A 24,319-nucleotide genomic window follows, 5' to 3' on the forward strand; every position below is an offset into this window, starting at 1 on the left:
TGCCCGATTGGGCAGTACCAAAGGACGCCGGTTTCACTATGCTCCATGGGTTCAACCACGGAGGGATAGGCAATGGCGAGTTTGGTAATGGGGCCCTTGCTGGGGCTCGAAGCTGAGACGCAATACAGCATCTGTTTTCTGGCGGGGCCCGGCTGCAAGGGTGCCAGCATCAGGATCAACGGCGCCTTGCTGCCTGCCGGCAAGCAGGCGGATACCCCAAAGGGCGGTTTCTGGCGAGCCAGCTGGACGGCAGGTCCGGCCGCCGAGGGGACGAGCGTGGAGTACCAGATCCTGCTGGACGGGGAGCCCGCCCGGGATCTGGCCGGGGACGACCACTGGCAGTTTCATCTGCCGGGGCTGGCGGAGCAGGTGCGCATCGGTTATGCCTCTTGCAACGGTTTTTCCGACTTCAAGCTGCTCACCTCCACGCCCCAACCCTATGTGATGTGGGGCAGGCTTGCCGCCGAGCACGCCGCGCATCCCTTCTCGCTGCTGCTGATGGGGGGTGATCAGGTCTATGCCGACTCCCTCTGGACCACAGTGCCCAGCCTCAAGGCCTGGAACGAGCTGGACAGGACGGAGAAGGTCAAGCGCAAGGCGACCCGCACCATGGAGGAGCAGCTCGATCGCTTCTATTGCGATCTCTACTGCAAGCAGTGGAGCCGGCCCGAGGTGGCCCGCCTGCTGGCCCGGGTGCCAAGCGCCATGATGTGGGATGACCACGACATCTTCGATGGCTGGGGCAGCTATCCCGAGGATCTGCAGGGCTGTGATGTCTATCGGGTCATCTATGCCGCCGCGTCCCGCTATTTCCGGCTGTTCCAGCTGCGCAGCAGCGCCAATGCCTCTCTGCTGGACCCGGTCAATTTGACCCACTACTCCTGGCTGCTCAGTTTTCGGGGCTACCGGATCCTGGCGCTGGACAACCGGGCGAACCGCACCCAGGCCCAGGTGATGAGCCAGTCCCAATGGGATCAGGTCAACGGCGCGCTGGCCGCCTGTGACTCGGGCCACCTGCTGGTGATGGCGGGGGTGCCCGTGGTCTATCGGGATTTCTCCTTCACCGAGGCGGCGCTGGATGCCACCCCCTGGGAAGAGGAGCTGACCGACGATCTCAAGGATCACTGGCGGGCCAAGGCCCATCAGGGGGAGCGGGCGCGGCTCATCATGCGGCTGCTGGACAACGCCCGACTGCGGCGCCAGCAGGATCAGGGCAGCAAGACCCTGATCCTCTCCGGCGACGTGCACGTGGGCTGCCTGGGCGTCATTCAGGACAAGCGGGAAGGGGTCACCAATGTGCACCAGCTGGTCTCCTCCGGCATAGTCCATCCCTGTCCCACCCAGTTTCAGTGGATGGGGATCCTCGCCATGACCAACGACAATCCCGAATACCTCGACGAGAACCGCTTGATACGCGCTGAGCTGATCAAGCCGTTCGGCGCCCCCGTCTACTTGCGCACCCGCAACTTCGCCACCCTGCTGATGGGCAGCGACCACAAGCTGTGGGTCAACTGGCATTGTGAGAACGGGCTGGCTGCCAGCTATCCGCTGGCCTGATGGTCGGACAAACACAAAGGGCCCCAGCGGGCCCTTTTTCTTTTCCACGTCAGGCTCTTTGGGCCGTTTCATGCTCAGGGCTTGCCTTGTTCCCGGGCGAAGAAGTCGCGCCGAAACTGGCCGAGTACCTCCTCTCTGTGCTGCTGCCAGCGCTCGGGATCCGTGCTCCCCTGACTGGCCGCCAGTTGTTGCTCCAGCTCGGCCAGCTGCTGCTGGTAGCGGCCGCGCTGATCCAGCTGCTGCTGACGGGTGGCGGCAAAGGCCAGGCTGGCCTCGGCCCGATCGGCGGGCAGGAAGTGGCGGGCCAATGTCTCCAGCTCCTCGTCTCCCCACAGCTGGCGGGCCTGTTGCAGGCGGGCGTCCGGGTTGAACAGATCCGCCGCCAGATCCGGGTGATCCGCCACCCACTCATCTTGCAAGCGGGTGAGGGTGGCCAGCCGTTCGGCCAGTGCCAGCTGTTCGCTGTCAGCGGCCAACTGCTCCAGAGCTTGGGCGTAACGCCCCTGCAACCGGGTCAGGCTCTCCCCCTCGCTCATCCACTGTGACTCCAGTTCACTCAGGTTGGCGAGGCGATCGGCGAGCGGCTGCTCGCTGTCGCTGATCTCGCTGGCGAGCTGCTGGCTCATCTCCTGCGGCATCTCCCGCCAGCTGGGGGGCGGGGCTGTGGGCTTGCCCCCGCTGGCCTCAGGGGTGAGCCGGGACATGAGGGCCGTCATAGGGGTGGCTGGCACCTGCTGGGCCTGTCGTGCTCCGCGCAGGCTGGAATGTGCCTCGGCCGGCGTCTGTGGTGGCTCATACTGCCAGCCGAGGTTGAGCAGCAAGAGCGAGAGGACTGCCAGGGCCAGGATCCCGTAGCGGCGTTTCATCGGCTGATCTCTCCCTTGACCGGGAAGTGATCGGAGAGGTTGCTGGCGGGCCAGAGGCTGCCATCGCTGCTGCGCGGGATCCAGACGCTGTTGAGGTTATGACTGGCGGCGCCGTACTCCCGGCTCACCACCAGATAGTCCAGGTACTCGACGTTGGCGCCACCCGAAAGGGGCCCACCTGCGTAGGGGTTGATCCTGGGATCGAAAGTGGCTTCGGTGTAACCCCCATAAACAGGCTCATGGGCATTGAGGTTGCTCAGCATGTTGGCGTAGTCGTCGGCGAACTTGCGCTTGTTGACGTTGAAGTCGCCGCCATAGATGACGGTGTCACTGGCCGGGATCTTGAGGCTGGCGGCCAGGGTACGCATTTGGCCGAACTGGATCTGGCGCAGCCGTCTTGCCTCGTCGGTGTCGAAGCTGGCGGTGTGGGTGGCGAACAGATGCCAGGCTTTGCCCCCCTTGATCACCTCGGCATACATGACCCCCTTGTCGGCGAAGCAGTCGGTGCCGGTGCACTGGGGATAGACCAGCTGGGCCTCGCGCACGATTGGGTAGCGGCTGACGATCACCACGCCGCCGTCGTGGATGTTGACCCCCGGCTTGTCGAGCACCTTGGTCTGATAGGGGTACTCTTTGGCCAGCGCCTGCAGGAAGCCCTCGCGGCGGCCGTCGAACACCTCTTGCAGCAGCAGGGCGTCATAACCCTTGAGATGGTCTGGTAGCAGGGTCAGCCGCTCGCCTATGCTGGAGGCGATCACCGGCAGCGCCCAGACGTTGTAGCTGGCGACCTTGAGCTTGCTCTCCGCCGGTTCCGGCTGTTCCCGTGGTTGTGGCGGCGTCAGCATGTAGTGCAGATCGTCGTAACGGCCGGTGAATTTGGCGGCAAAGGCCAGCTCCTGCGGCCCCTGGGTACGATGCAGGGCGCGGTCGCTCTGCCAGCCCGAGCTGGCGGTCGGGGTGTCGCCACCGTGCTGCAATGTGGTGTTCCACCAGGTGCCCTCCATCAGCTGGTTGAGGCGATAGGTGTCGCCCCCGGCCGTGGTGACACGGGTTTCGAACAGATAGCTTTTGCCCGCCTTCACCCCCTCGTAGCGATTGAAGCTGAGCACCATGGCGCTTTCCCAGGGGCCCAGCTCCGTTCTGTGCTGGATCCATTGGCTGCCCGCTTGCAGCTGGCCGCTGCCGCTCTGGCTGATTGCCAGCTGCAAGGGTTCCGGGCCGTTGTTGGTGAGGTAGACATCGGTATCGGCCAGCGCCAGCAATGGAAACTGGCTGACCAGCAGCAGGGCGGCATAACTGAGGGGCTTGTGCATCATTAAGTCCTTTTGGTTGAGGCACGATGGAAAGTGACTGTTATGGCGGGCAGAGAGGTCATTTCATTTACATTTTTGTTACAAATAAATGAAAGGCCCCATATGGGGAGAGGGGGGACATTGAGGGGAAGGCTGCGGGTCAGTGGCCGTTCAAGCGGAGGATCTAGATCAGGCTTGGCAATCAAGGGGGCGCGTACCGGTCGGCACGCACCCCGGGTGACGGGTCAGTGGCGGAACTGGTTGATCAGGCGGGAGAGGGCATGCAGCCGCTCCACCAACAGCGTGATGCCGTCCAGGGCCTGCCTGCTGTTGTCGGCTGTGTGGCTGGCCAGCTGGTGGATCTGGTGGATGCCGTGATCCAGGGTACTGGTGACATCCGCCTGCTGGCTGACGGCCTGGGCAATTTCGTCGCTGGTGTGGGTGACCTGGGTCAGCATGCGGTTGATCTGGTTGAGCACCTCGGCTGTAGTGCTCACGTGCTGCTGGCAACGCTCCGAGGTCTGGGCCCCCTGGGTCATGCCATCAGCCAGCTGGCGGGTGGTCTGCTGCAGCGCCTGGATCATCTCGTGGATCTCGCCGGTGGAGCTGCGGGTCTTCTGGGCCAGTGCCCGTATCTCGTCGGCCACCACCGCAAAACCGCGCCCCTGCTCACCGGCCCGCGCCGCCTCTATGGCCGCATTGAGGGAGAGCAGATTGGTCTGATCGGCGATCTGGCTGATCACCGCCAGGATCCCGCTGATCTTCTGGCTGTCGCCGGTCAGCTGCGCCAATACCTGATGGTTGGCATCAAGTTCTTCATGCAACTGATTGACCGATGATTGTGTGGTCGCCAGCGCCTGCAATCCCTCGGCCGATACCTGTTGTACCTCGCCCACCAGGGCGTTGGCTTGATGGGCGCTGTTGGCCACGTCACGGATCGACTGGCTCATTTGCGTGATGGCGGCGGCCAGCTGCTCGCTCTGGGCCCGCTGCTGTTGCAGGTGGGTGTCTATGGTCTGGATATTGCCCCTGTCATCCTCGGCGGCCTGCAGTATCTGCTGGTTGGTGTCGGCGCTGCGCCCCACCACCGCCTTGAGCTCGGCCCGCTTCATGCGCAGGGCCAGCTCGAGAGCCGCCAGTGTGTCCCGCCGTTTGGTGTAGAGCACCTGACAGAGCGGGGTGCCCATCTCCTCGCCTGCCGTGGTGGCCAGGCGGTTGAGCCGCTGTTGCAGCCGCCAGCCGTGGATCATCTGAGCCAGCAGGGTCGTTGTGCCAATAACCCCCCACAAGGGATGGCCAGTAACGAGGGCCGTCAGCAGGGCGAGCAGGGCCGTGCCGGAGAGGAGCAGGGTGAGCTGGCCCGGCTCCAGCGTGAGCCGGCTCAGCCAGGGCAGCGCCTTGCCCGCCCGGATGCGGGCGTAGAGCTGCTCAGCCCAGGCGATGTCCTGTTCGCTCGGACGGGTACGCACCGACTGGTACTCTATGATCTGCCGCTGGTCGTTGAGGATCGGTGTGACGTAGGCGTTGACCCAGTAGAAGCTGCCGCTCTTGGCGCGATTCTTTACCAGTCCCATCCAGCTCTTGCCCTGGCGCAGTCGTTGCCACATGTCGGCAAAGGCGGCCTTGGGCATGTCGGGGTGACGCACCAGATTGTGGGGAACCCCCTCCATCTCGTCGGCGTTGTAACCGGCCACCTCGCAGAAGTGCTGGTTGGCATAGGTGATGTGGCTGGCGGGATCCGTGGTCGAGATCAGTGATAGATGGTCGGGGAAGCGTATCTCCCCCTCCCGTTGGCTTGTGGTCATGTGAGCATCCTAAGTGAGCCAAGTAACTGATAGTTTTGTTTTTATTTTTTGTGGTGGTTACCTGCCCATTTTATGGAGCAAAGATGACGCTATCTTGGCTTGGGTCAATTAATCGACACGCGAGCCTGGCAAAAAAGTGCAGATAGAAAATTTGAATCGAACGGACAGATCGCAGGCAGGGGGCGGAGGAAGGGAAAACAAGGGCGCCCCGGGCGGGGCGCCTGGGATCAGCGGCTGGCCAGGGGGTAGGTAAAGAGGGCCAGATGGGCGAAGTTGAACAGGAAGTGGATCGCGATGGCGACGCTCAGGCGACCACTGAACTGGAACGCCAGGCCGTAGCAGGCGCCCGCCAGGGCGGCAAACAGCATCAGCAGCGGGCCGCCGGCCAGGTGGGCTGCGCCGAACAGCAGGCTGGCCACCAGGATGCCGAGCCAGAGCCGGCTGCGAGCGGCCACCCCTTGCTGGATGAAGCCGCGAAACAGCGCCTCTTCCGCCACGCAGGTGAACAGCAGATTGTTGAGGGCAAACAGCCACCACCAGTAGGGAAGGCCCGCTTCGGGCTTGAGCGCCCCCAGTTGCCAGGCGGTGATCAGCAGGGCCGCCAGCGGCAACAGCAGCAGGGCCAGCGCTCGCCAGCGGATCGCACCGCCTTGGCCGAGCAAGGCGGGCCAGGCCATCAGCAGGCCGAAGAAGACCAGCGGCTTGTCCAGGTTGAGGTACATGTTGAAGGGCACGCTGGCGGGACCGGCCTGCACCTGATCCAGCACCTTCAGATTACTGAAGCCGGGGATGAGGTGCAGCATCAGCGCTATGGCCCACAGCAGTACCAGGGTCAAGGCTGCACCACGCCAGGGCTGGGGCAGGTTGGGGGTGCGCCAGGCCAGCAACAGGCCCGCCAGCGTGATCAGCAGGGCGGAAGGGCTGAGGTGGTCTAGGTAGAGGGCGGCCAGCAGGGCGACCCCCAGCAGGATCAGGCCGGGCAGGCGTTGCCGGGCCAGACAGAGCAAGACGGCCAGCGCCAGTGCTCCCCAGATGAGCGAATCAGGTAGAGGTAACATTGAGTCTCCAAGGCCGATAAAAGTCCCGCACCTTAACAAGTCGTCACATCATGACACAAGGCTTAATAGGCTGGTCGGATCCCTGCAAGGGTAAGTCTGCGGCGGGGAGCTGCCATGAAAAAGCCGGAGCTGAGGCTCCGGCTTTTCTGATACGGCATTGCCAGGTTGGGGGCGTTTTAGCGACCCGCCCCGGCAATCACCCGGGATTTATCGACCGGATTCGGCGATGACGCGGGCTATGATGTCGGCACGCTTGGTGGCTTCCAGCTCGCCCAGGGCGATGAGGCCGGCCTTGAAGATGACGTTCTTCGGCAGGCTGACGTCGTCCAGGGTGGTGATGGCTTCGACGTGCAGGCCGTTCAGACGGCTGGCATCGCGCGGGCTCAGGTTGACCTGAGTGTTCATCACCTGCTTGCCTTTCTTCTTGGCAGGCACGGCCTGTTTGGCCTGGTCCTGCTCGTCTTCCGGCTGTTCTGGTTGTTCGCCGTCAAAATCGTAAATAGACATAGTCAATCCTGTTGGGTTGCAAGGGGCATGCTCGCCCGAAATGTGGGTATTCAGCCCATATCCTCGTTGCGGATAAAGGCGCGCCAGGAGCCGAGCACCTGGGCAAAGTCTTCCAGTCCGCACATGGCCAGCTGCTCATCATCGTAGTAGGCGAGATCGTCGAGATCCTCATCCAGCTCGATATTGAGGACGTTGGCTTTCACCTCGGCTTCCTCATGGGTGAGCAGCAGTGAATAGTCACCGCCGTGCAGCAGGTATTCCGTGCGGGTGCGATTGGACAGCTGGTCGATGATGGAGAAGAGCTCGTCGAGCTTCTCCTCATCCTTGCCAACTTCATCGATCAACCACTGACCGATGGCCTCATGGCCCATGGAGAACCGAGCGCGATAGCCACCGAACGGGTCGCGGCGAAATTCATAGTCCATAGCGGAGTCCATATCGGAAGGATGAAGCCACCACGCCACACAGCGGCATAACGCCAGATCCATGATCCATGGTGGGGCACATATAGCGTAAAGTGACCTATTCTAGCGATCCCTCCCGCGCTTGTCTTGATGATGTGGGATCTTTGCACGTCGGCCCTTGTGATTGTGGGCCACCAGGCGTCATGCCAGCTTGTTGTCCGGAGATGTTATGCAGCTAAACGATACCCTGGCCCGTCAGATAGTGAGCCGGGCGATGAAGATACTGTCGTTCTCGGTCAACGTGATGGATGAACACGGTTTGATCATCGCCTCCGGCAATCCCGAGCGCCTGCATCAGCGCCACGAAGGGGCCGTGCTGGCGCTGACCGAGAACCGGGTGGTGGAGATAAGCGAGGCGACCGCCCAGCAGCTCAAGGGGGTGCGTCCCGGCATCAATTTGCCCATTGCCTATCAGGGGGAACTGCTCGGGGTCATCGGCATCTCGGGTGATCCGGACATCGTTCGTGCTTACGCCGAGCTGGTGCGGATGACGGCCGAACTCATTCTGGAGCAGGCAGCGCTCACCGAGCAGTTGCAGTGGGACAAGCGCCACAAGGAGGAGCTGGTATTGCAGCTCATTCGTGGTGAGGGGCGGGTCGATCAGCTGCAACAGGCGGCCCGTTTCCTCGAGCTGGATCTGGACCAGCCTCGGGTGGTGGCCGTGCTGGCGCTGGAGGAGGCGGATCCCGCCCGGCTGCGGGAGCTGGTGCATCTGCTGGAAAATCCGGAGCGGGACAATCTGGTGGCCATCAACGGCCTCGACGAGATAGTGGTGCTCAAACCGGCCCAACTGAGCGAGGGTGTCTGGCAATCGGAGCAGGAGCGCAGCCGCATCAAGCAGTTGCTGGCCCGCATTCCCCACTTCAAGGTACGCATCGGGGTGGGTGATTACTTCGGCGGCATAGATGGTCTGGCACGCTCCTACCAGACGGCGCGGGATACTCTGCGCCGGGGCATGCGGCAGGCTCCGCGCAAGCAGGTCTACTTCTTCGAGGATTACCGGTTGCCGGTACTGCTCGGCAGTCTGGCGGACTCCTGGCAGGCGGATCAGCTGCGGGCCCCCTTGCTCAAGCTGGCGCAGGAGGACACAAAAGGAACGCTGCAAAAGACGCTGCGCCAATATTTCTTGCAGGATTGTGATCTGCATCCCTGTGCCGAAGCCCTGTTCATTCACCCCAATACACTGCGCTATCGGCTGACCCGGATCGAGCAGATAACCGGTTTGAATTTCAACAAGTTAGACGACAAGTTCCTGCTCTACCTCGGGCTCAATCTCGACAGCTGATTTGTTGTAACGAACAAAAAATCTCTCTTTAAAGAGACCTTATTTGGCTTTTCAGCCAACGCATTCCGATCCCGGATCACCATAATGGCCACCACTCACTCCCATTCAAGGTGCCCGTCATGATCCCTGTATCCGCGCTCGGCGCTCTCGCCGCGCTCTCCATCGCCATCTTCCTCATTCTGAAGAAGGTGCCGCCCGCCTACGGCATGATAGTCGGCGCCCTGGCCGGTGGCCTGATCGGCGGGGCCGATCTGACCCAGACGGTCGCCCTGATGATAGGTGGCGCCCAGGGGATCACCACGGCCGTGATGCGGATCCTGGCGGCCGGTGTGCTGGCGGGCGTGCTGATCGAATCGGGCGCGGCCACCACCATCGCCGAGACCATAGTCAAGAAGCTGGGCGAGACCCGCGCCCTGCTGGCGCTGGCGCTCGCCACCCTGATCCTGACTGCGGTCGGCGTCTTCGTGGACGTGGCCGTCATCACGGTTGCCCCCATAGCGCTGGCCATAGCGCGCCGTGCCGACCTCTCCAAGGCGGCCATACTGCTGGCCATGATAGGCGGCGGCAAGGCGGGCAACGTCATGTCCCCCAACCCGAACGCCATCGCTGCGTCCGATGCCTTCCATCTCCCCCTCACCTCCGTCATGGCGGCCGGCATCATACCAGGCCTGTTCGGGCTGGTGATGGCCTACTGGCTGGCCAAGCGTCTGAACAACAAGGGCAGCAAGGTCGCCGCCGACGAGGTGGTGAGCTTCAGTGGCAGCAAGCTGCCCGGCTTTGCCGCCGCCATCAGTGCGCCCCTGGTTGCCATACTGCTGCTGGCCCTGCGTCCGCTGGCCGGTATAGTGGTGGATCCGCTGATTGCCCTGCCCCTTGGCGGCCTGGTCGGGGCCCTTATGATGGGCAAGTTCAGCAAGGTGAACCAGTTTGCGGTCTCGGGTCTGGCCCGCATGGCGCCGGTGGCCATCATGCTGCTGGGTACCGGTACCCTGGCGGGCATCATTGCCAACTCGGGTCTGAAGGATGTGCTGATCAGCGGCTTGACCGCCTCCGGTCTGCCCTCCTACCTGCTGGCCCCCATCTCGGGCGCTTTGATGTCGCTGGCGACCGCCTCGACCACGGCCGGGACTGTGGTGGCTTCCAACGTGTTCAGTTCCACCCTGATCGAGCTCGGCATCAGCAGTCTGGCGGGGGCCGCCATGATCCATGCCGGTGCTACCGTGTTTGACCACATGCCCCACGGCTCCTTCTTCCATGCCACCGGTGGCAGCGTCCACATGGGCGTGGGGGAGCGCCTCAAGCTCATCCCTTATGAAACAGCCGTCGGTCTGACCATAGCAGCCGTCTCCACCCTGATGTTTGGCGTGTTTGGTCTCGCCTGAGGAACTGATATGAAAATTGTTATCGCACCGGATTCATTCAAGGAGAGCCTGAGCGCCATGGCGGTGGCCGATGCCATCGAGGCGGGTTTCAAGCAGGTGTTGCCAGAGGCCACCTACATCAAGTTGCCCATGGCCGATGGCGGCGAGGGCACAGTGCAATCCCTGGTGGATGCCACGGGTGGCAGCATACTGCCGTTTTATGTGACAGCGCCGCTCGGCAACCAGGTGCAGGGCTTCGTCGGCCTGCTGGGGGATGGCGAGCGCGCCGTCATCGAGATGGCGGCGGCCTCCGGCCTGCACCTAGTCCCCCCCGAGCTGCGCAATCCGCTGCACACCTCCAGCTTCGGTACCGGCGAGCTGATCCTGGCAGCCCTCGACATGGGGGTGAAACACCTGATCCTCGGCATAGGCGGCAGTGCCACCAACGATGGCGGTGCCGGCATGATCCAGGCGCTCGGCGGCAAGCTGCTGAGAAGTGATGGCACCCCCATAGCACCGGGCGGCGCCGGGCTGGCGGAGCTGGCCACCATAGACCTGAGCGGGCTGGACTCCAGATTGGCCAGGACCACCATAGAGGTGGCATGTGATGTGGACAATCCGCTGTGCGGGCCGAAAGGCGCCTCCGCCGTGTTTGGCCCGCAGAAGGGGGCCAACGCCGACATGGTGGCCCAGCTGGATGCCAACCTCTCCCACTACGCCGACCGCATCGAGCACGCTCTCGGCTGCCAGGTGAAGGAGATCCCGGGGGCCGGCGCCGCCGGTGGCATGGGGGCGGCCCTGGTGGGTCTGCTTGGTGCCGAGCTCAAGCCCGGCATCCAGATCGTCATAGCGGCGCTGAAACTGGCCGAGGCGGTGGCCGATGCGGATCTCGTCATCACGGGGGAGGGGCGTATCGACAGCCAGACCATTTATGGCAAGACGCCAATCGGTGTCGCACGCTGCGCCAAGCAGTTCGGCAAGCCGGTGATAGGTATTTCGGGCTGCCTCACCGACGATTACGGTGTGGTGCACGAACACGGACTGGATGCGGTGTTCGCCGTGGTCAACCGTGCCATGTCGCTGCCGGAGGCGCTGGCCACTGCCACCACCAACCTGCAGCTCACGGCCCGCAACGTGGCCGCGCTCTATATGCTGCGACGCTAACCCTCTTCTGGCCGGTGCCTGGCGCCGGCCAAACCCTGCCCCGTGTCGCGGTGATGACCGGTATCTGTTGCCGGTCTGCCCGAAACACCTTGCCGATCTGTCGATCGGCTTTTTTCATTATCCTGCTGTATCCCCACCGCTTTTCTGCGGTTTCTGTGTTCCGGTTGCGCACTTTGCGGCATAGTGATCCCCCATAGTACAAGGAGCAACCCATGATCTTGCTGACCCTGGGGGTACTGCTGTTTACCCTTATCCACCTCTATCCCTGCTTCGCCGCTGCCCACAGGGACCGCCTGCGCGAGCGGCTGGGGGAGAATCGTTACAAGGGGCTCTTCTCGCTGCTGGTGTTCGTCGCTTTCGGCTTGATTCTGGCTGGCTGGCGTTCGTCCAGCCCCATGCCGCTCTACTTTCTGCCCGCCTGGGGCCCGACCCTGATGATGGCAGCAATGCCGGTCGCACTGATCCTGTTCTTCTCCGGCCAGGGGCCCAATCACCTGCGGCGCTGGCTGGTGCATCCCCAGCTGCTTGGCACCCTGATCTGGGCCGGCGCCCATCTGGCGGTCAACAGCGAGGCCCGCTCCCTGGTGCTGTTCGGTGGCATAGGTCTGTGGGCGCTTGTCAGCATCATCTGGATTTCGGTACGGGACTGGCAGCGTCATCCCCGTCCCGCAGCGAACTGGGTTGGTACTGGTATCAGTGTGGGAGCTGGACTTGCGGTCACGGCTGTCTTGATCTTCTGGGGTCATGGCTGGCTGACCGGCATACCCTTGCGCTAAATGATGGGGATGAACCGGCTGCGCCACCTGTGCGTATGACGCTCATCTGTTCAAAAGGAGTTGCCCGATGAAATGGTTCACTCTGTTATTGCTGCTTGGTGTTGGGACGGCCTCCGCTGCCTGTCCTGATTATTTCAATGTGGAGCAACGGGAGCTCAACAGCACCCAGCGCCACAACCTCTGCCAGCTGACCGAAGGCAAGGTGGTGCTGGTGGTAAACACAGCGTCTTATTGCGGCTATCGCGGCCAGTTTGGGAATCTGGAGACGCTTTACCAGACCTACAAAGACAAGGGGCTGATAGTGCTGGGTTTTCCGTCCAACGACTTCTGGCAGGAGTCGGGGGATGAGGACAAAACCGCCGCTGTTTGCCGCCGTGACTACGGGGTGACCTTCCCCATGTTCAACCGGCTGGCGGTACGCGGTGACGATGCCAGCCCGCTCTACAAGGGGTTGGCCGCGGCCGCGGGCGAGGCGCCGGGCTGGAACTTTCACAAGTACCTGATAGGGCGCGATGGCAAGCTGGTCGCGAGTTATGGTGCGAATCAGAATCCGGCCGACGATCCCCTGCAAAAAGAGGTCAAACGGGCGCTCGGACTTTAGGTCTACCCCGCTGCGGGCCGCTCTGGAATAATGGAGGCCCGCTCTCCTATCTGGTAATCCCGTGCTGCAACGTCTGCCCCAAATGGTGATCTTCGATGCGCTGGTCCGTGAACAGGGCATCTCGGCGGCCGCGCGGCGGCTCGGCGTCTCCAAATCCCACATCAGCAAGCAGCTGGCCCAGCTTGAGGCCGAACTCGGTGCCCAGCTGGTGCAGCGTACCACTCGCCGCTTCTCCCTGACCGAACTCGGCCAGGAGTATGCCCGGCATTGCCGCGCCCTGGTGGCGGTGGCGCTGGAGGCGGACTCCATGGTGGCGGAGCGCCGTGGCAAGGTGAGCGGAATTCTGCATCTGGGGGTCGGTCAGTCGTTTGGCCGGCTGCACGTGATCCCGCGCCTCAAGGCGTTTCAGGATCGTTACCCGGAGCTGGAGCTGGAAGTCTCCCTGTTCGATCACAGAACCAACCTGGTGGATGAGGGGCTGGATCTCTGGATCACCACCTATGAAGACAAGCCAGAGGCGCTGGTGGGACAGCGGCTGGCGGACATTCACTTCGTGCTGGTGGCCTCGCCGGATTATCTGCTGAGCCACGGCACCCCGCTGCACCCAAGAGATCTGGCCCAGCACAACTGCATCACCTACCAGAGCCGGGAGCGGCGCTACCACGAGTGGTCGTTTCGCCAGGGCAAGGAACGCCAGACGGTGCAGGTGGCCGGCAACTACCGGGTGGATCTGGCGGAGGCGGTGCGCGATGCCGCCTTGGCCGGGCTCGGCATCGCCTATGTCGCCAACTACTTGCTGGACAAGGAGTTGCAGTCCGGTCAGCTGATCCCCCTGCTGCCCCAGTGGCGACCGAACCAGAAGATGGCGGTGCACGCCGTCTACGCCAGGCGCGAACATCTGGATCCCAAGATCCGGCTGTTCATCGATTTCCTCAAGGAGAGCTTCGGCCCCAATCCCTATTGGGAGCAGCGACTTGCTCCCTGGCTAGGCGGTAAATTGTCCGGTGCGGAGGAATGATCGTTTCCATATAAGAACGCTGGCTTTCGCGTGATACCAAAATTGAACCAAATCAGCAGGTTGGCGCAACCGGTATCGTGCAAACGTTTTTGCTAACAGGGCTGTAACCAAGCGGGCTTGCAGTGGCGGAGCATGGGGCGCAGAATCCGCGCCCATCTTTTGCCCCCCTTGATGGAGTCCCTATGATAGCCCTGCTCGGCATACTGAGTATCCTGGCCCTGGCCGTGCTCTGCTCTGATAATCGTCGTCGTATCCCGTTGCGAACAGTGGGACTCGCCCTCTGCCTGCAAGTCCTCTTCGCCGGCCTGGTGCTCTGGCTGCCTGCCGGTCAGCATGTGCTGAACGGGGTCAGCGAGAGTGTCAGCAGCGTGATCGGTTACGGTCAGGAGGGGATCGCCTTCCTGTTCGGCGATCTGGCCAAGTTCAAGCTGGGCTTCATCTTTGCGTTCAACGTGCTGCCGGTCATCATCTTCTTCTCCGCGGTGATTGCCATCCTCTACCACATAGGCCTGATGCCGCGGGTCATCGCCCTGCTGGGCGGCGGTCTGCAGAAGCTGCTGGGTACCGGCCGTGCCGAGAGTCTCTCCGCCACCGCCAACATCTTCGTCGGCATGGTGGAAGCACCGCTGGTGGTCAAACCCTACCTCTCCAAGATGTCTGACTCCCAGTTCTTCGCCGTGATGAGCTGCGGCCTCGCCTCCGTGGCCGGCGGCACCCTGGTGGGCTATGCCAGCATAGGGGTAGAGCTGAAATACCTGATAGCTGCGGCTTTTATGTCGGCCCCCGCCGGTCTGGCGATGGCCAAGATCCTGGTGCCGCCCGGAATCGGCGAGGTGGATCACCATCAGGACGTGGAGATCCCTCGTGCGACCAATGTCATCGAAGCGGCGGCCGATGGCGCCATGGCTGGCCTCAACATAGCGGTCGCGGTCGGTGCGACTCTGCTGGCCTTCGTCGGGGTGATCGCCATGCTCAACGGCCTGCTGGGCTGGGCCGGTGATCTGGTGGGGCTGGAGCTGAGCTTCCAGATCATCCTGGGCTGGCTGTTCGCCCCCGTCTCCTGGCTGATCGGCGTGCCATGGGATCAGGCCCAGGCCGCTGGCGCCCTGATCGGGACCAAGATAGTCATCAATGAATTCGTCGCCTTCATCGCCCTAGTGCAGGATCAGACCCTGAACGAATCGAGCAAGGCCATAGTCACCTTCGCCCTGTGCGGTTTCGCCAACATCTCCTCCATGGCGATCCTGATCGGTGGTCTGGGTGCCATGGTGCCGGAGCGCAAGTCATTCATCGCCCGTTACGGCATGCGCGCCATACTGGCGGGTGTGCTGGCGAACCTGATGAGTGCCTCGCTGGCGGGGCTGTTCCTCGCCCTCTGATTGCCCTCGAAACTGGCACCTTCCGGTCAGAGCCCGCTTCGGCGGGCTTTTTTGTGGCCGCGTTCAGGCAAAAAAAAGCGCCTCAGAGGAGGCGCGGGGAAAAAGACAGATTGGAAGCGTCACATGGGTGCCACTTGAATGAGGGATGAGCCATGCCATCCAAGTGTGAAGCCATGATGCCTGACCCTGTCTGAAGCCCTTCTGAGGCGATTCTTCATACTGTATTCATTTTGCTAAACGCGAAACGGGGCCAACCCAGCGGCTGAAGTCCGAGTTTTTCAGGGATGCCGCTGTTGGCAGGGGGTCAGCCTGAATGAACCGTCAGTTTGCTGCTCCAGAGTCAGCAGCCAGTGTTTTACAGGGATGCCGCTGCCATCCCATCAGGGGTCAACTCGAATGAAGTGGCGGTTTGCTGCTCCAGTGCCAGCAGCCAGCGTTTGATGGGGATGCCGCCGGCATAACCGGTCAGCTGGCCGCTGCGCCCAATCACCCTGTGACAGGGCACTATGATGCTGAGGGGATTGCGACCATTGGCGGCGCCAACCGCCCGTACCGCCTTGTGGTTGCCGATGGACTGGGCTATTTCGAGATAGCTGACGGTTTCGCCGTAGGGAATGTCGCACAGGGCGCGCCATACCGATTGCTGGAACGGGGTGCCTTTGGCGGCGAGCGGCAGCTCGAAACGCTGCAGCCGGCCGGCGAAGTAGGCGGCGAACTGCTCGACGTAGGGCGCCAGCGCCAGATCATCCTGACGCCACTGAGGGGCTGGCATGATGGGGCGCTCACCCTGCATGAACTCCACGTGGCGCAGGCCATCCCGATCGATGGCGATGAGCAGGGGGCCGTGGGCGCTGTCGCAAAAACTGTATCTCATCTTCTCTCATCCTTGGCGTGGGCAAGTCGTAAGGCTGGCGGTATTACTCCAGCACGGGTTTGCCGCGGGCCGACTTGATGTCGCCCTTGCGCTTCTTGGCGTCGACCCGCTTGCGCTGGGAACTGCGGGTCGGCTTGGTGGCATGACGGGCCTTGGGGCGCCAGGCGGCTTTTTTAAGCAGCTCCACCAAGCGGCTCATGGCCTCCTTGCGGTTCATGTCCTGGCTGCGATGGGTCTCGACGCGGATCTGGATAAAACCGTCGTGTACCCGGCTGTCGCTCAGCTTGTCGAGCCCCTCCTTGTAGAGATCCGGCAGGCTGGGGGAGCTGCGGTAATCGAAGCGCAACCAGACGGCCGAGTCGGTCTTGTTGACGTGCTGGCCGCCGGCACCCTGAGCCCGCATGGCTTGAAACTGCAGCTCATGCCAGGGCAGGGTCACGCTGTTGGAGATGACTAACATACTGCTGTGCTCTTGTTTGGTGCATCGGGAGAGGCTGGTTCAGCTTGGTGCCTCATTATGGGGCGAGATGCGCTCCCTTGGTGATGTTGGGGGGTATCTATCCCGGATAAAAACACTATCCTTTTGAAATTAAACAATAAAAAGACTTGGCACAAGAATTGATTCCCAATTCATGACATACCATGGATTGGGAGCAACCAGATGAAGCTGATTACTGCGATTATCAAGCCGTTCAAGTTGGACGATGTGCGCGAAGCCGTCGCCAACCTGGGGGTCGAGGGTTTGACCGTGTCCGAGGTCAAAGGGTTTGGCCGCCAGAAGGGGCATACCGAATTATACCGGGGAGCCGAGTACCAGGTCGACTTCTTACCCAAGGTGAAGCTGGAAATAGCGACGGCCGATGACAATGTCGAAGGTGTGATAGAGGCGATCTGCAAGGCGGCCTACACCGGCAAGATCGGTGACGGCAAGATCTTCGTCTACGACCTGCTGCAGGCGGTGCGCATTCGTACCGGCGAGAGCGATGACGAGGCGCTCTGATCCCTTGCGCCTGATGCCGGTTTGAGCAAGGGCACTCTGTTGCGGATTGGCCAGACCGGACAGATTGCCGATGTGAAGTCGCGGATAGACTCCATGGTGGGGCTGGATAGGATTCTATCCGGCCCTTTTGTTTGCACGGCGTTTAAATATGTGATCCCGCACTCGATGTTTTCTTGATCCCGCTGTCGAGGCCAATGCAAAATACAAACAGCAATGGTTATCACTCGATATAGCAACTCAAGGAATGGATGATGAAAATGAAGATGCTGGCTCTGGCTTTCTCGACTCTGGCTGCTCAGGGCGCGTTGGCGGCAGGGGAGGTGAACGTCTACTCCAGCCGTCAGGATGAGCTGATCAAGCCCATCATCCAGCAGTTCGAGAAGGAATCGGGTATCAAGGTCAACGTAGTGTTCGCCAAAGAGGGGCTGAACGAGCGTCTGGAGCGGGAAGGCAAGCTCTCCCCGGCCGATCTCATGCTGACCGTCGACATCAGCCGGCTGACCGATCTGGTGGACAAGGGGCTGGTGCAGCCGGTGGACAGCAAGATACTGCAGGAGAATATCCCTTCCATCTATCGTGACCCGGAGAATCGCTGGTTCGCCCTGACCACCCGGGTGCGCGCCATCTATTCCAGCAAGGAACGCCTCGGCAAGCTCGACACCATCAGCTACGAAGATCTGGTCAAGCCTGAATTCAAAGGGAAAATTTGTACCCGCAGCGGCAAGCATGAGTACAATGTGGCGCTGGTTTCCTCCATGATCGCCCATCATGGCATGGCGGATGCCAAGACCTGGCTGGAAGGGGTCAAGGCCAACCTGGCGCGCAAGCCGCAGGGCAACGACCGGGATCAGGTCAAGGCGATCAAGGATGGCATCTGTGACCTGTCGCTCGGCAACAGCTACTACCTGGGCGCCATGCTGAAAGATCCGGCGCAGAAGTCCTGGGCCGATGCGGTCTATATCAACTTTCCGAACCAGGCTGACCGCGGTGCCCACGTCAACGTGAGCGGCGTGGCCATGACCAGGTACGCCAAGAACAAAGATGAAGCCCGCAAGCTGATGGAGTTTCTGGCTGGCGACACCGCCCAGCATATGTATGCGGACGTGAATGCCGAGTATCCGGTCAAGGCCGGGGTCGAGCCGTCCGCCATGGTCAAGTCCTGGGGCAGTTTCAAGTCTGACCCCATGCCGGTCAGCGATTATGCCAAGCATCGCAAGGACGCCTTGCAGCTGCTGGATGAAGTGAAATTCGACTTGTAATCAGATGGGGCCAACGGCCCCATCAACCTCTGTGGTCTCATGAAAAATTTTGGATGGATTACCGGCAGCTGGGCCACCGCCCTGCTGCTGGGTTTGCCGGTGCTCGCCCTGATCTTCTCTGCCTTCTCGGCAGATGGAGACCTGTTTCGCCACCTCGCCGATACTGTGCTGCTCGACTACCTTGCCAATACGCTGGGGCTGGTGGCGGGTGTGGTGCTGCTCAGCCTGCTGTTCGGGGTGCCCACCGCCTGGCTGGTCGCCATGTGTCAGGTGCCGGGGCGGCGTGCCCTGCAGTGGGCGCTGATGCTGCCCATGGCCATGCCCTCCTATATCGTTGCCTACGTCTACACAGACTTGCTCGACTACTCGGGGCCGCTGCAGGCGGGATTGCGAACCCTGTTTGAGTGGAGCAGACCGGCAGATTACTGGTTCCCGGCCATTCGATCCCTCGGCGGCGCCGCCTGGGTGCTGGCGCTGGTACTCTTCCCCTACGTCTATCTGCTGGCGCGCGCCTCCTTTCTGGAGCAGTCGGTCAGCCTGATCCACTCCAGCCGCTTGCTGGGGTGTGGCCCCTGGCAGAGTTTTCGTCGCCTCAGCCTGCCGCTGGCACGTCCCGCCATCATGGTGGCGGTGTCGCTGGTGGCCATGGAGACGTTGGCCGACTTCGCCACCGTTCACTTCTTTGCCATCAATACCCTGACCACGGCGGTCTACGACACCTGGCTCGGCTACGGCAGTCTGGCCACCGCAGCCAAACTCTCCTGTCTGATGCTGCTGGCCGTGGTGCTGCTGATCGCCTTCGAGCGTCGCTCCCGTCGCCGTCAGCAGGTGTTCCAGAAATCCATGGGCCATGAGCCGCCGTTGCGCTACCCGCTCAAGGGGGTGAGTCGTTGGCTGGCCGGTCTCTGGTGCTGGGGGTTGGTGCTGGCTGGCTTCGGCCTGCCGTTTGTCATCCTGCTCGATTACGGGGTGCGCTATTTCGAACTCTCCTGGACGCCGGAGTTTGTCCGCTTCGCCGGCAACAGTCTGCTCATTTCGACGCTGACCGCCCTGCTCGCCATGGGCATAGCCCTGCTGCTCGGCTTCTGCCGCCGCCTCGATGGCGGGATCAAGAGTCTGCTGCCCCTGCGCATTTCTGCCATGGGGTACGCCATGCCGGGCACAGTGCTGGCCATCGGCGTGCTGGTGCCGCTCACTGCCCTCGATTTTGCCATCAATGATCTGGCCGAGTGGCTCGGCCGCCAGGGCCCCGGCCTGCTGCTGACCGGCACCATCACCGCCATCGTGTTCGGCTACCTGGTGCGCTTCGTGGCCATCGCCATCGGCTCGGTGGAGAGCAGCATGGGCAAGATCTCCCCCAGCCTCGACATGGCGGCCCGCTCGCTGGGGCAGGGGGATACCGGCATGCTGCGCCGGGTGCATTTGCCACTGGTGCGGCGCGGCCTGTTTGCCGGCGCCATGCTGGTGTTCATCGAATCCATGAAGGAGCTGCCCGCCGCCCTGCTGCTGCGGCCCTTCAACTTCGATACCCTGGCGACCCACGTCTATCAATTCGTCTCGGACGAGATGCTGGAGCGGGGAGCGCTCGGCGCCATCGTCATCGTACTGGTGGGCTTGCTGCCGCTTATCTGGGTCAACCGCAGTCTGGATAGTCCGGGTCACTGAACGGGCAGATCAATTTCTGCAATCTTGTCCGGCCGCAGGTCGGTCCGAACCAAAAGAATGATGAGGAAGTCAGCCGTGTCTTGCTTGCAGGTTGAAAATGTCAGTTGCCGTTACAACGGTCGCAATGTGCTGGAGCAGCTCTCCCTGACGGTGGCCGACAACGAGATCGTTTGTCTGCTGGGGGCTAGCGGCTGTGGCAAGACCACGCTGCTCAAGGCCATCGCCGGTCTGCTGCCGCTGGCGGAGGGCAAGATCCGTCTTGGTGATACTCTGCTTGATGGGCCCGGGGACTGCGTGCCGCCCGAGGCGCGCAACATCGGCATGATCTTTCAGGATTACGCCCTCTTTCCACACCTGACGGTGGCCGACAACGTCGGCTTCGGCCTGACCCGGCTCGATCGCAGCGCTCGCCAGCAGCGGGTGGATGAGGCGCTGACGCTGGTCAATCTGCAGGGTCTGGGGGCGCGCTATCCGCATGAGCTCTCCGGCGGCCAGCAGCAGAGGGTCGCCATCGCCCGCGCCCTGGTGTGCAAGCCCAGGCTGATGCTGCTGGATGAGCCCTTCTCCAACATCGACACCCAGGTGCGGATGAAGCTTATTCTCGAGATCCGCGCCCTGCTCAAGCAGCAGGGGATAGGCGCCATCTTTGTCAGCCACAGCAAGGAGGAGGCGTTCGCCTTCGCCGACCGGCTGGCGCTGTTCCGTGCCGGCCACATAGAACAGGTGGGTCAGCCGGAGCAGCTCTATCGCCGCCCGCAGAACCGCTTCGTGGCGGAGTTTCTCGGTGGGGTCAACTATTTGGCCGCCGAGGTGGTGGACAGCCATTGTGTGCAGACGTCGCTGGGGGTGGTGTGCGGCACCGAGCCTCACGGCCGCGCCGTGGGTGAGCTGTTGCAATTGATGCTCAGACCCCAGCAGCTGCTGCTGGAGGCCGTCGACGGCGGTGAGCTGGCGGTGCTTGAGCAGCAGTTCCTCGGCCATCACTGCCGGGTGTTGTTCGAGTGTGGCGGCCAGCGGCTCGAGGCCAGCATTGGCGAGCCGCTTGGCGGGACGCGGGCACGGGTCAACCTTGCCCCGCATGCGCTCGTGCTGTTTGAACCATTGCTGTGACAGACCTGATATCGTTGTGAAATCAAGGAACTGGATTCACTCTGGTTTATAATCGCGCAACGCAACGCCAACATAGCTAATGCCTGTTCAGGGGAGAGATATATGAAAGCCCAAGCCGGGATCTGTGCAGAGCCGAATCTGCACGCCCTCTATCTGATGTTCAATCGCACTGGCGACGAAGCCGAACTGGTGGCCCGTCTGGCCAGCTTGCCTGCCCTGTGGGAAGCGGTTGCCGCCGATTTTCCCGATGCCGGCTTCAGCGGTCTGGTCGCCATCGGCGCCGATGCCTGGGATGGTCTCTACCCTGCCGCCCGTCCGCCCCAGTTCCGTGGCTTTATGGCTCAGGAAGCCAATGGTCAGCAGGCGCCGAATACCCCGTTCGATCTCTTCGTGCAGTTGCGCGCCGATCGGGTCGATGTGCTGCACCACGCCGGTCAGCGCGTGATGGCCTTGCTGGCGGGGCTGGTGGTACTGGCCGAAGAGGTGCGTGGTTTCCGCAATCTGGATTGCCGGGATCTGACCGGCTTCGTTGACGGCACCGAAAACCCGCAGGATGAGCACAGGGCCGAAGTGGCGCTGCTCGAGGGCGGCGAATTTGCCGGCGGCTCCTATATCCACGTCCAGCGCTGGGTGCACGCCATGAGCGACTGGGAGAGGCTGGCCCTGAAGGAGCAGGAAGACATCATAGGTCGTACCAAGGCCGACAACATAGAGTATGAATCGGCCGACAAGCCGCTGACTGCCCACATCAAGCGGGTCAACCTCAAGACCCCCAAGGGCGAGTCCATGGAGATACTGCGCCAGAGCATGCCCTGGGGCACCATGACCGAGCAGGGGCTCTACTTCATCTCCTGCTGCCGCACGCAGCTGCACTTCAACGCCATGCTGGCCAGCATGTACAAGGGGGAGGGCAGTCACTTCGACCACCTGCTGCGCTTCACCAAGGCCGTGACCGGGGCGGCCTTCTTCGCACCTTCGGAAGACTTCCTGCTGGCTCAAGGCAAATAGACCCGTTGCACAATGCAGATAACAAAAATCCCGGCCTTGGCCGGGATTTTTCGTTCAGGGGGCGTCACCACTGCGTGACGGACGTGCCTGATTAAGGGGTCTGTTCGAACAGCTCGAGGGCGGAGAGGTAGAGCTCTTCGATGTCGGTGTCGCTGGTCGGGGTGATGAAGATGGTGTCATCACCGGCTATGGTGCCGAGGATCCCTTCGGCCTTGCCGAGGGAGTCGAGCAGGCGGGCGATGAGCTGGGCCGCACCCGGGCTGGTGTGGATCACCACCAGGGCGCCATTGTGGTCGACGTCCAGTACCAGGTTCTTGAGCGGGCTGGAGGTGGTGGGCACGCCTAGTTCCACCGGCAGGCAGTAGACCATCTCCATCTTGGCATTGCGGGTGCGAACGGCGCCGAAGCGGCTCAGCATGCGCGATACCTTGGACTGGTTGATGTTCTCGAAGCCCATCTCTTGCAGGGCAGTCACTATCTCTGCCTGGGAGCCAAATCGTTCTTCTTTCAGCAAGGCTTTAAAGGCCTTGGCCAGTTTTTCTTGCTTGTCGTTATGCTTCATCTTGGACTCACGAATGAGGAGGTGTGGCTGCCTGTCACGCTCAGGCGGCAGATATGAACAGCGTGCCCATTTTGCATTCATGTGCCTATTTTTGCAAGGAAGCGGCGCTTGTTCTGCATATTGATTCAAAATTAGCTTGCATCCACCCATCTTGTGGCTAAAATCGGGACGAAATTTTGAAAACTTATTCAATTGGGCTGTATGGGTATTGAATTAATCGGTATCGAAAAATCCTGGCACAAGGTGCCGGTACTGCAAGATGTCAGCTTTCTGACTGCACCCGGTGAAACCTTGGTGCTGCTGGGCCCGAGTGGTGCCGGCAAGAGTTCGCTGCTGCGCATGATGAACCTGCTGGACACCCCGGATGCCGGTGTATTGCGCATAGGTGACAGTGAATTTTCTTTCCCGTCCAGCCTCTCTGCCGCCGAATTCAACCGTCAGGCACAGGCGCTGCGCCGCAAGGTGGGCATGGTGTTCCAGCAGTACAATCTCTGGCCACATCTGACCGTGATGGAGAACCTGATCGAGGCCCCCGTCAAGCTGCTCGGCATGAGCAAGGCGGCGGCCATCGAGAAGGGCGCCTACCTGCTGACCCAGCTGCAACTGGCGGACAAGCGCGATGCCTGGCCTGCCCGGCTCTCCGGCGGCCAGCAGCAGCGGGTGGCCATCGCCCGTACCCTGATGATGGATCCGCAGGTGCTGCTGTTTGACGAGCCGACGGCGGCCCTCGATCCCGAGATCACCAAAGAAGTGGCGGAGATCATCCGCAATCTGGGCCAGACCGGCATCACCCAGGTGGTGGTGACCCACGAGGTGGAGTTCGCCCGCAAGGTGGCCAGTCAGGTGATCTATCTGGAGAAGGGACGGATCATCGAATCCGGCTCCGCCGCCATTTTCACATCCCCGCAAACCAGCCGGTTTGCCGAGTTCTTGATGCATTGATATTCAAATCGATAAGGAAGCTGTCATGAAAAAGAGTCTATTGCTGGTTGCTGCCATGGGCCTGTTGAGCACCTCGGTGCTGGCCAAGGAGATCAAGTTCGCCACCGAGGCCACTTATGCTCCGTTCGAATACCTGGATGACAAGAACGAGTTCCAGGGTTTCGACATCGATCTGGCCCGTGCCATCTGCACCCAGGCCAAGCTGGAGTGCAGCTTCCACAACCAGGCCTTTGACAGCCTCATCCCCAGCCTCAAGTTCCGTCGCTATGACGCCGCCATCGCCGCCATGGACGTGACCCCGGAGCGGGCCGCCCAGGTCGACTTCTCCGACATCTATTACGAGAACTCCGCCGTGTTCGTGGCCAAGAAAGGGACCTTCAAGGGGCCGGAAGACTTGGTCGACAAGACGGTCGGCGTGCAGAATGGTTCCTCCCATCAGTCCTATCTGGTGGATAACTGGATCAGCAAAGGCTTGCTGACAGTGCCCTATGCCAGCTACCAGAGTGCCTTCCTCGACATGATGAATGGCCGTACCGATGGTGTCTTTGCCGATACTGCCGTGGCGGCCGACTGGCTCAAGCAGCACAAGGAATATGCCGTGATCGGTGAGCCTGTGACCGATGCCAAGTACTTCGGTACCGGCTTTGGCATCGCAGTGGCCAAGGGTAACCTGGAGCTGCTGACTCAGCTGAACAAGGGGCTGGCCGAGATCAAGGCCAACGGCACCTATCAGAAAATCTTCGACAAATACTTCGCGCACTAAGCC

At 61.8% G+C, this 24,319-nt stretch carries 24 protein-coding genes; 15 read left to right on the forward strand and 9 right to left on the reverse strand.

Annotated features, from left to right (window positions below):
* The first annotated feature begins 72 nt into the window (after nt 1-72).
* Nucleotides 73-1,557, forward strand: coding sequence for an alkaline phosphatase D family protein (locus BN1128_RS12170; protein WP_042869065.1), 1,485 nt, complete (start codon nt 73-75; stop codon nt 1,555-1,557).
* A 74-nt stretch (nt 1,558-1,631) separates the two neighbouring features.
* Here BN1128_RS12170 and BN1128_RS12175 read toward each other — a convergent pair whose 3' ends face one another.
* The 6 genes from BN1128_RS12175 to BN1128_RS12200 all read right to left on the reverse strand — a co-directional run bounded on the left by BN1128_RS12175 (nt 1,632) and on the right by BN1128_RS12200 (nt 7,510).
* On the reverse strand, nt 1,632-2,423 hold the full coding sequence (locus tag BN1128_RS12175; RefSeq protein ID WP_042869067.1) for a F0F1 ATP synthase subunit delta: 792 nt from the start codon (nt 2,421-2,423) through the stop codon (nt 1,632-1,634).
* Nucleotides 2,420-3,736 carry a sphingomyelin phosphodiesterase gene (locus BN1128_RS12180; RefSeq protein ID WP_042869069.1) on the reverse strand — a complete coding sequence of 439 codons (1,317 nt, stop codon included), beginning with the start codon at nt 3,734-3,736 and terminating at the stop codon, nt 2,420-2,422. Before BN1128_RS12180 ends, BN1128_RS12175 begins: the two co-directional genes overlap by 4 nt.
* Before the next feature lie 224 nt (nt 3,737-3,960).
* Nucleotides 3,961-5,520 (reverse strand): methyl-accepting chemotaxis protein, encoded by a 1,560-nt coding sequence (locus tag BN1128_RS12185; protein WP_042869071.1) that lies wholly within the window; start codon nt 5,518-5,520, stop codon nt 3,961-3,963.
* Nucleotides 5,521-5,747: 227 nt separating this feature from the next.
* The gene (locus BN1128_RS12190; protein ID WP_042869073.1) at nt 5,748-6,578 is read right to left on the reverse strand and encodes a CPBP family intramembrane glutamic endopeptidase; all 831 of its coding nucleotides are present in this window, start codon (nt 6,576-6,578) and stop codon (nt 5,748-5,750) included.
* Nucleotides 6,579-6,785: 207 nt separating this feature from the next.
* Entirely contained in the window at nt 6,786-7,085 is a 300-nt protein-coding gene (locus tag BN1128_RS12195; protein ID WP_042869075.1) for a hypothetical protein, read from the reverse strand.
* Between the two features lie 50 nt (nt 7,086-7,135).
* The gene (locus BN1128_RS12200; protein ID WP_042038777.1) at nt 7,136-7,510 is read right to left on the reverse strand and encodes a YacL family protein; all 375 of its coding nucleotides are present in this window, start codon (nt 7,508-7,510) and stop codon (nt 7,136-7,138) included.
* A 208-nt stretch (nt 7,511-7,718) separates the two neighbouring features.
* Here BN1128_RS12200 and BN1128_RS12205 point away from each other — a divergent pair, with 208 nt between their 5' ends.
* From BN1128_RS12205 to BN1128_RS12235, 7 genes are all read left to right on the forward strand, one after another.
* Nucleotides 7,719-8,834 carry a sugar diacid recognition domain-containing protein gene (locus tag BN1128_RS12205; protein WP_042869078.1) on the forward strand — a complete coding sequence of 372 codons (1,116 nt, stop codon included), beginning with the start codon at nt 7,719-7,721 and terminating at the stop codon, nt 8,832-8,834.
* 119 nt (nt 8,835-8,953) lie between these two features.
* Complete coding sequence (locus BN1128_RS12210; protein ID WP_042869080.1) at nt 8,954-10,216, forward strand: GntP family permease; 1,263 nt, start codon at nt 8,954-8,956, stop codon at nt 10,214-10,216.
* 9 nt (nt 10,217-10,225) lie between these two features.
* The gene (locus BN1128_RS12215; protein ID WP_042869082.1) at nt 10,226-11,359 is read left to right on the forward strand and encodes a glycerate kinase; all 1,134 of its coding nucleotides are present in this window, start codon (nt 10,226-10,228) and stop codon (nt 11,357-11,359) included.
* Nucleotides 11,360-11,571: 212 nt separating this feature from the next.
* Nucleotides 11,572-12,135: an NnrU family protein gene (locus BN1128_RS12220; RefSeq protein ID WP_042869084.1), complete on the forward strand. Its 564-nt coding sequence runs from the start codon at nt 11,572-11,574 to the stop codon at nt 12,133-12,135.
* Nucleotides 12,136-12,202: 67 nt separating this feature from the next.
* Nucleotides 12,203-12,736: a glutathione peroxidase gene (locus BN1128_RS12225; RefSeq protein ID WP_042869085.1), complete on the forward strand. Its 534-nt coding sequence runs from the start codon at nt 12,203-12,205 to the stop codon at nt 12,734-12,736.
* Between the two features lie 82 nt (nt 12,737-12,818).
* Complete coding sequence (locus tag BN1128_RS12230; RefSeq protein ID WP_042869361.1) at nt 12,819-13,754, forward strand: LysR family transcriptional regulator; 936 nt, start codon at nt 12,819-12,821, stop codon at nt 13,752-13,754.
* 182 nt (nt 13,755-13,936) lie between these two features.
* Entirely contained in the window at nt 13,937-15,133 is a 1,197-nt protein-coding gene (locus tag BN1128_RS12235; RefSeq protein ID WP_042869087.1) for a NupC/NupG family nucleoside CNT transporter, read from the forward strand.
* A gap of 355 nt (nt 15,134-15,488) precedes the next feature.
* Here BN1128_RS12235 and BN1128_RS12240 read toward each other — a convergent pair whose 3' ends face one another.
* On the reverse strand, nt 15,489-16,007 hold the full coding sequence (locus BN1128_RS12240; protein ID WP_042869089.1) for a methylated-DNA--[protein]-cysteine S-methyltransferase: 519 nt from the start codon (nt 16,005-16,007) through the stop codon (nt 15,489-15,491).
* Between the two features lie 43 nt (nt 16,008-16,050).
* Nucleotides 16,051-16,467, reverse strand: a complete 417-nt coding sequence (gene arfB / locus BN1128_RS12245) for an alternative ribosome rescue aminoacyl-tRNA hydrolase ArfB (protein WP_042038790.1) — start codon at nt 16,465-16,467, stop codon at nt 16,051-16,053.
* Between the two features lie 201 nt (nt 16,468-16,668).
* Between arfB and glnK the strand changes: the two genes are divergently transcribed.
* From glnK to BN1128_RS12270, 5 genes are all read left to right on the forward strand, one after another.
* Nucleotides 16,669-17,007 (forward strand): P-II family nitrogen regulator, encoded by a 339-nt coding sequence (glnK, locus tag BN1128_RS12250; RefSeq protein WP_042869091.1) that lies wholly within the window; start codon nt 16,669-16,671, stop codon nt 17,005-17,007.
* A gap of 251 nt (nt 17,008-17,258) precedes the next feature.
* The gene (locus BN1128_RS12255) at nt 17,259-18,266 is read left to right on the forward strand and encodes a Fe(3+) ABC transporter substrate-binding protein (protein ID WP_042869093.1); all 1,008 of its coding nucleotides are present in this window, start codon (nt 17,259-17,261) and stop codon (nt 18,264-18,266) included.
* 39 nt (nt 18,267-18,305) lie between these two features.
* Nucleotides 18,306-19,931 (forward strand): ABC transporter permease, encoded by a 1,626-nt coding sequence (locus tag BN1128_RS12260; protein ID WP_042869095.1) that lies wholly within the window; start codon nt 18,306-18,308, stop codon nt 19,929-19,931.
* Between the two features lie 75 nt (nt 19,932-20,006).
* Nucleotides 20,007-21,041 (forward strand): ABC transporter ATP-binding protein, encoded by a 1,035-nt coding sequence (locus BN1128_RS12265; RefSeq protein ID WP_042869097.1) that lies wholly within the window; start codon nt 20,007-20,009, stop codon nt 21,039-21,041.
* Nucleotides 21,042-21,143: 102 nt separating this feature from the next.
* Nucleotides 21,144-22,049, forward strand: a complete 906-nt coding sequence (locus BN1128_RS12270; RefSeq protein WP_042869099.1) for a Dyp-type peroxidase — start codon at nt 21,144-21,146, stop codon at nt 22,047-22,049.
* Nucleotides 22,050-22,140: 91 nt separating this feature from the next.
* Here BN1128_RS12270 and argR read toward each other — a convergent pair whose 3' ends face one another.
* A complete protein-coding gene (gene argR, locus BN1128_RS12275; protein WP_005308670.1) occupies nt 22,141-22,611 on the reverse strand; it encodes a transcriptional regulator ArgR in 471 nt (156 codons plus the stop codon).
* A 201-nt stretch (nt 22,612-22,812) separates the two neighbouring features.
* Here argR and BN1128_RS12280 point away from each other — a divergent pair, with 201 nt between their 5' ends.
* Complete coding sequence (locus tag BN1128_RS12280) at nt 22,813-23,553, forward strand: ATP-binding cassette domain-containing protein (RefSeq protein WP_042869101.1); 741 nt, start codon at nt 22,813-22,815, stop codon at nt 23,551-23,553.
* A 25-nt stretch (nt 23,554-23,578) separates the two neighbouring features.
* Nucleotides 23,579-24,316, forward strand: a complete 738-nt coding sequence (locus tag BN1128_RS12285; protein WP_042869102.1) for a transporter substrate-binding domain-containing protein — start codon at nt 23,579-23,581, stop codon at nt 24,314-24,316.
* The last annotated feature ends 3 nt before the right edge of the window (nt 24,317-24,319 follow it).

Source organism: Aeromonas piscicola, from assembly GCF_000820005.1.
Lineage (GTDB): Bacteria > Pseudomonadota > Gammaproteobacteria > Enterobacterales > Aeromonadaceae > Aeromonas > Aeromonas piscicola.

What these genes read in the sequence shown, in the direction of transcription:
- BN1128_RS12215 (WP_042869082.1), top strand. Translation starts at nt 10,226, where the DNA reads ATGAAAATTGTTATCGCACCGGATTCATTCAAGGAGAGCCTGAGCGCC.
- BN1128_RS12230 (WP_042869361.1), top strand. Translation starts at nt 12,819, where the DNA reads ATGGTGATCTTCGATGCGCTGGTCCGTGAACAGGGCATCTCGGCGGCC.
- BN1128_RS12280 (WP_042869101.1), top strand. Translation starts at nt 22,813, where the DNA reads ATGGGTATTGAATTAATCGGTATCGAAAAATCCTGGCACAAGGTGCCG.
- BN1128_RS12180 (WP_042869069.1), bottom strand. Translation starts at nt 3,736, where the DNA reads ATGCACAAGCCCCTCAGTTATGCCGCCCTGCTGCTGGTCAGCCAGTTT.
- BN1128_RS12260 (WP_042869095.1), top strand. Translation starts at nt 18,306, where the DNA reads ATGAAAAATTTTGGATGGATTACCGGCAGCTGGGCCACCGCCCTGCTG.
- arfB (WP_042038790.1), bottom strand. Translation starts at nt 16,467, where the DNA reads ATGTTAGTCATCTCCAACAGCGTGACCCTGCCCTGGCATGAGCTGCAG.
- BN1128_RS12200 (WP_042038777.1), bottom strand. Translation starts at nt 7,510, where the DNA reads ATGGACTATGAATTTCGCCGCGACCCGTTCGGTGGCTATCGCGCTCGG.
- BN1128_RS12210 (WP_042869080.1), top strand. Translation starts at nt 8,954, where the DNA reads ATGATCCCTGTATCCGCGCTCGGCGCTCTCGCCGCGCTCTCCATCGCC.
- BN1128_RS12205 (WP_042869078.1), top strand. Translation starts at nt 7,719, where the DNA reads ATGCAGCTAAACGATACCCTGGCCCGTCAGATAGTGAGCCGGGCGATG.
- BN1128_RS12285 (WP_042869102.1), top strand. Translation starts at nt 23,579, where the DNA reads ATGAAAAAGAGTCTATTGCTGGTTGCTGCCATGGGCCTGTTGAGCACC.
- BN1128_RS12220 (WP_042869084.1), top strand. Translation starts at nt 11,572, where the DNA reads ATGATCTTGCTGACCCTGGGGGTACTGCTGTTTACCCTTATCCACCTC.
- BN1128_RS12195 (WP_042869075.1), bottom strand. Translation starts at nt 7,085, where the DNA reads ATGTCTATTTACGATTTTGACGGCGAACAACCAGAACAGCCGGAAGAC.
- glnK (WP_042869091.1), top strand. Translation starts at nt 16,669, where the DNA reads ATGAAGCTGATTACTGCGATTATCAAGCCGTTCAAGTTGGACGATGTG.
- BN1128_RS12185 (WP_042869071.1), bottom strand. Translation starts at nt 5,520, where the DNA reads ATGACCACAAGCCAACGGGAGGGGGAGATACGCTTCCCCGACCATCTA.
- argR (WP_005308670.1), bottom strand. Translation starts at nt 22,611, where the DNA reads ATGAAGCATAACGACAAGCAAGAAAAACTGGCCAAGGCCTTTAAAGCC.
- BN1128_RS12255 (WP_042869093.1), top strand. Translation starts at nt 17,259, where the DNA reads ATGAAAATGAAGATGCTGGCTCTGGCTTTCTCGACTCTGGCTGCTCAG.
- BN1128_RS12170 (WP_042869065.1), top strand. Translation starts at nt 73, where the DNA reads ATGGCGAGTTTGGTAATGGGGCCCTTGCTGGGGCTCGAAGCTGAGACG.
- BN1128_RS12240 (WP_042869089.1), bottom strand. Translation starts at nt 16,007, where the DNA reads ATGAGATACAGTTTTTGCGACAGCGCCCACGGCCCCCTGCTCATCGCC.
- BN1128_RS12190 (WP_042869073.1), bottom strand. Translation starts at nt 6,578, where the DNA reads ATGTTACCTCTACCTGATTCGCTCATCTGGGGAGCACTGGCGCTGGCC.
- BN1128_RS12225 (WP_042869085.1), top strand. Translation starts at nt 12,203, where the DNA reads ATGAAATGGTTCACTCTGTTATTGCTGCTTGGTGTTGGGACGGCCTCC.
- BN1128_RS12270 (WP_042869099.1), top strand. Translation starts at nt 21,144, where the DNA reads ATGAAAGCCCAAGCCGGGATCTGTGCAGAGCCGAATCTGCACGCCCTC.
- BN1128_RS12235 (WP_042869087.1), top strand. Translation starts at nt 13,937, where the DNA reads ATGATAGCCCTGCTCGGCATACTGAGTATCCTGGCCCTGGCCGTGCTC.
- BN1128_RS12175 (WP_042869067.1), bottom strand. Translation starts at nt 2,423, where the DNA reads ATGAAACGCCGCTACGGGATCCTGGCCCTGGCAGTCCTCTCGCTCTTG.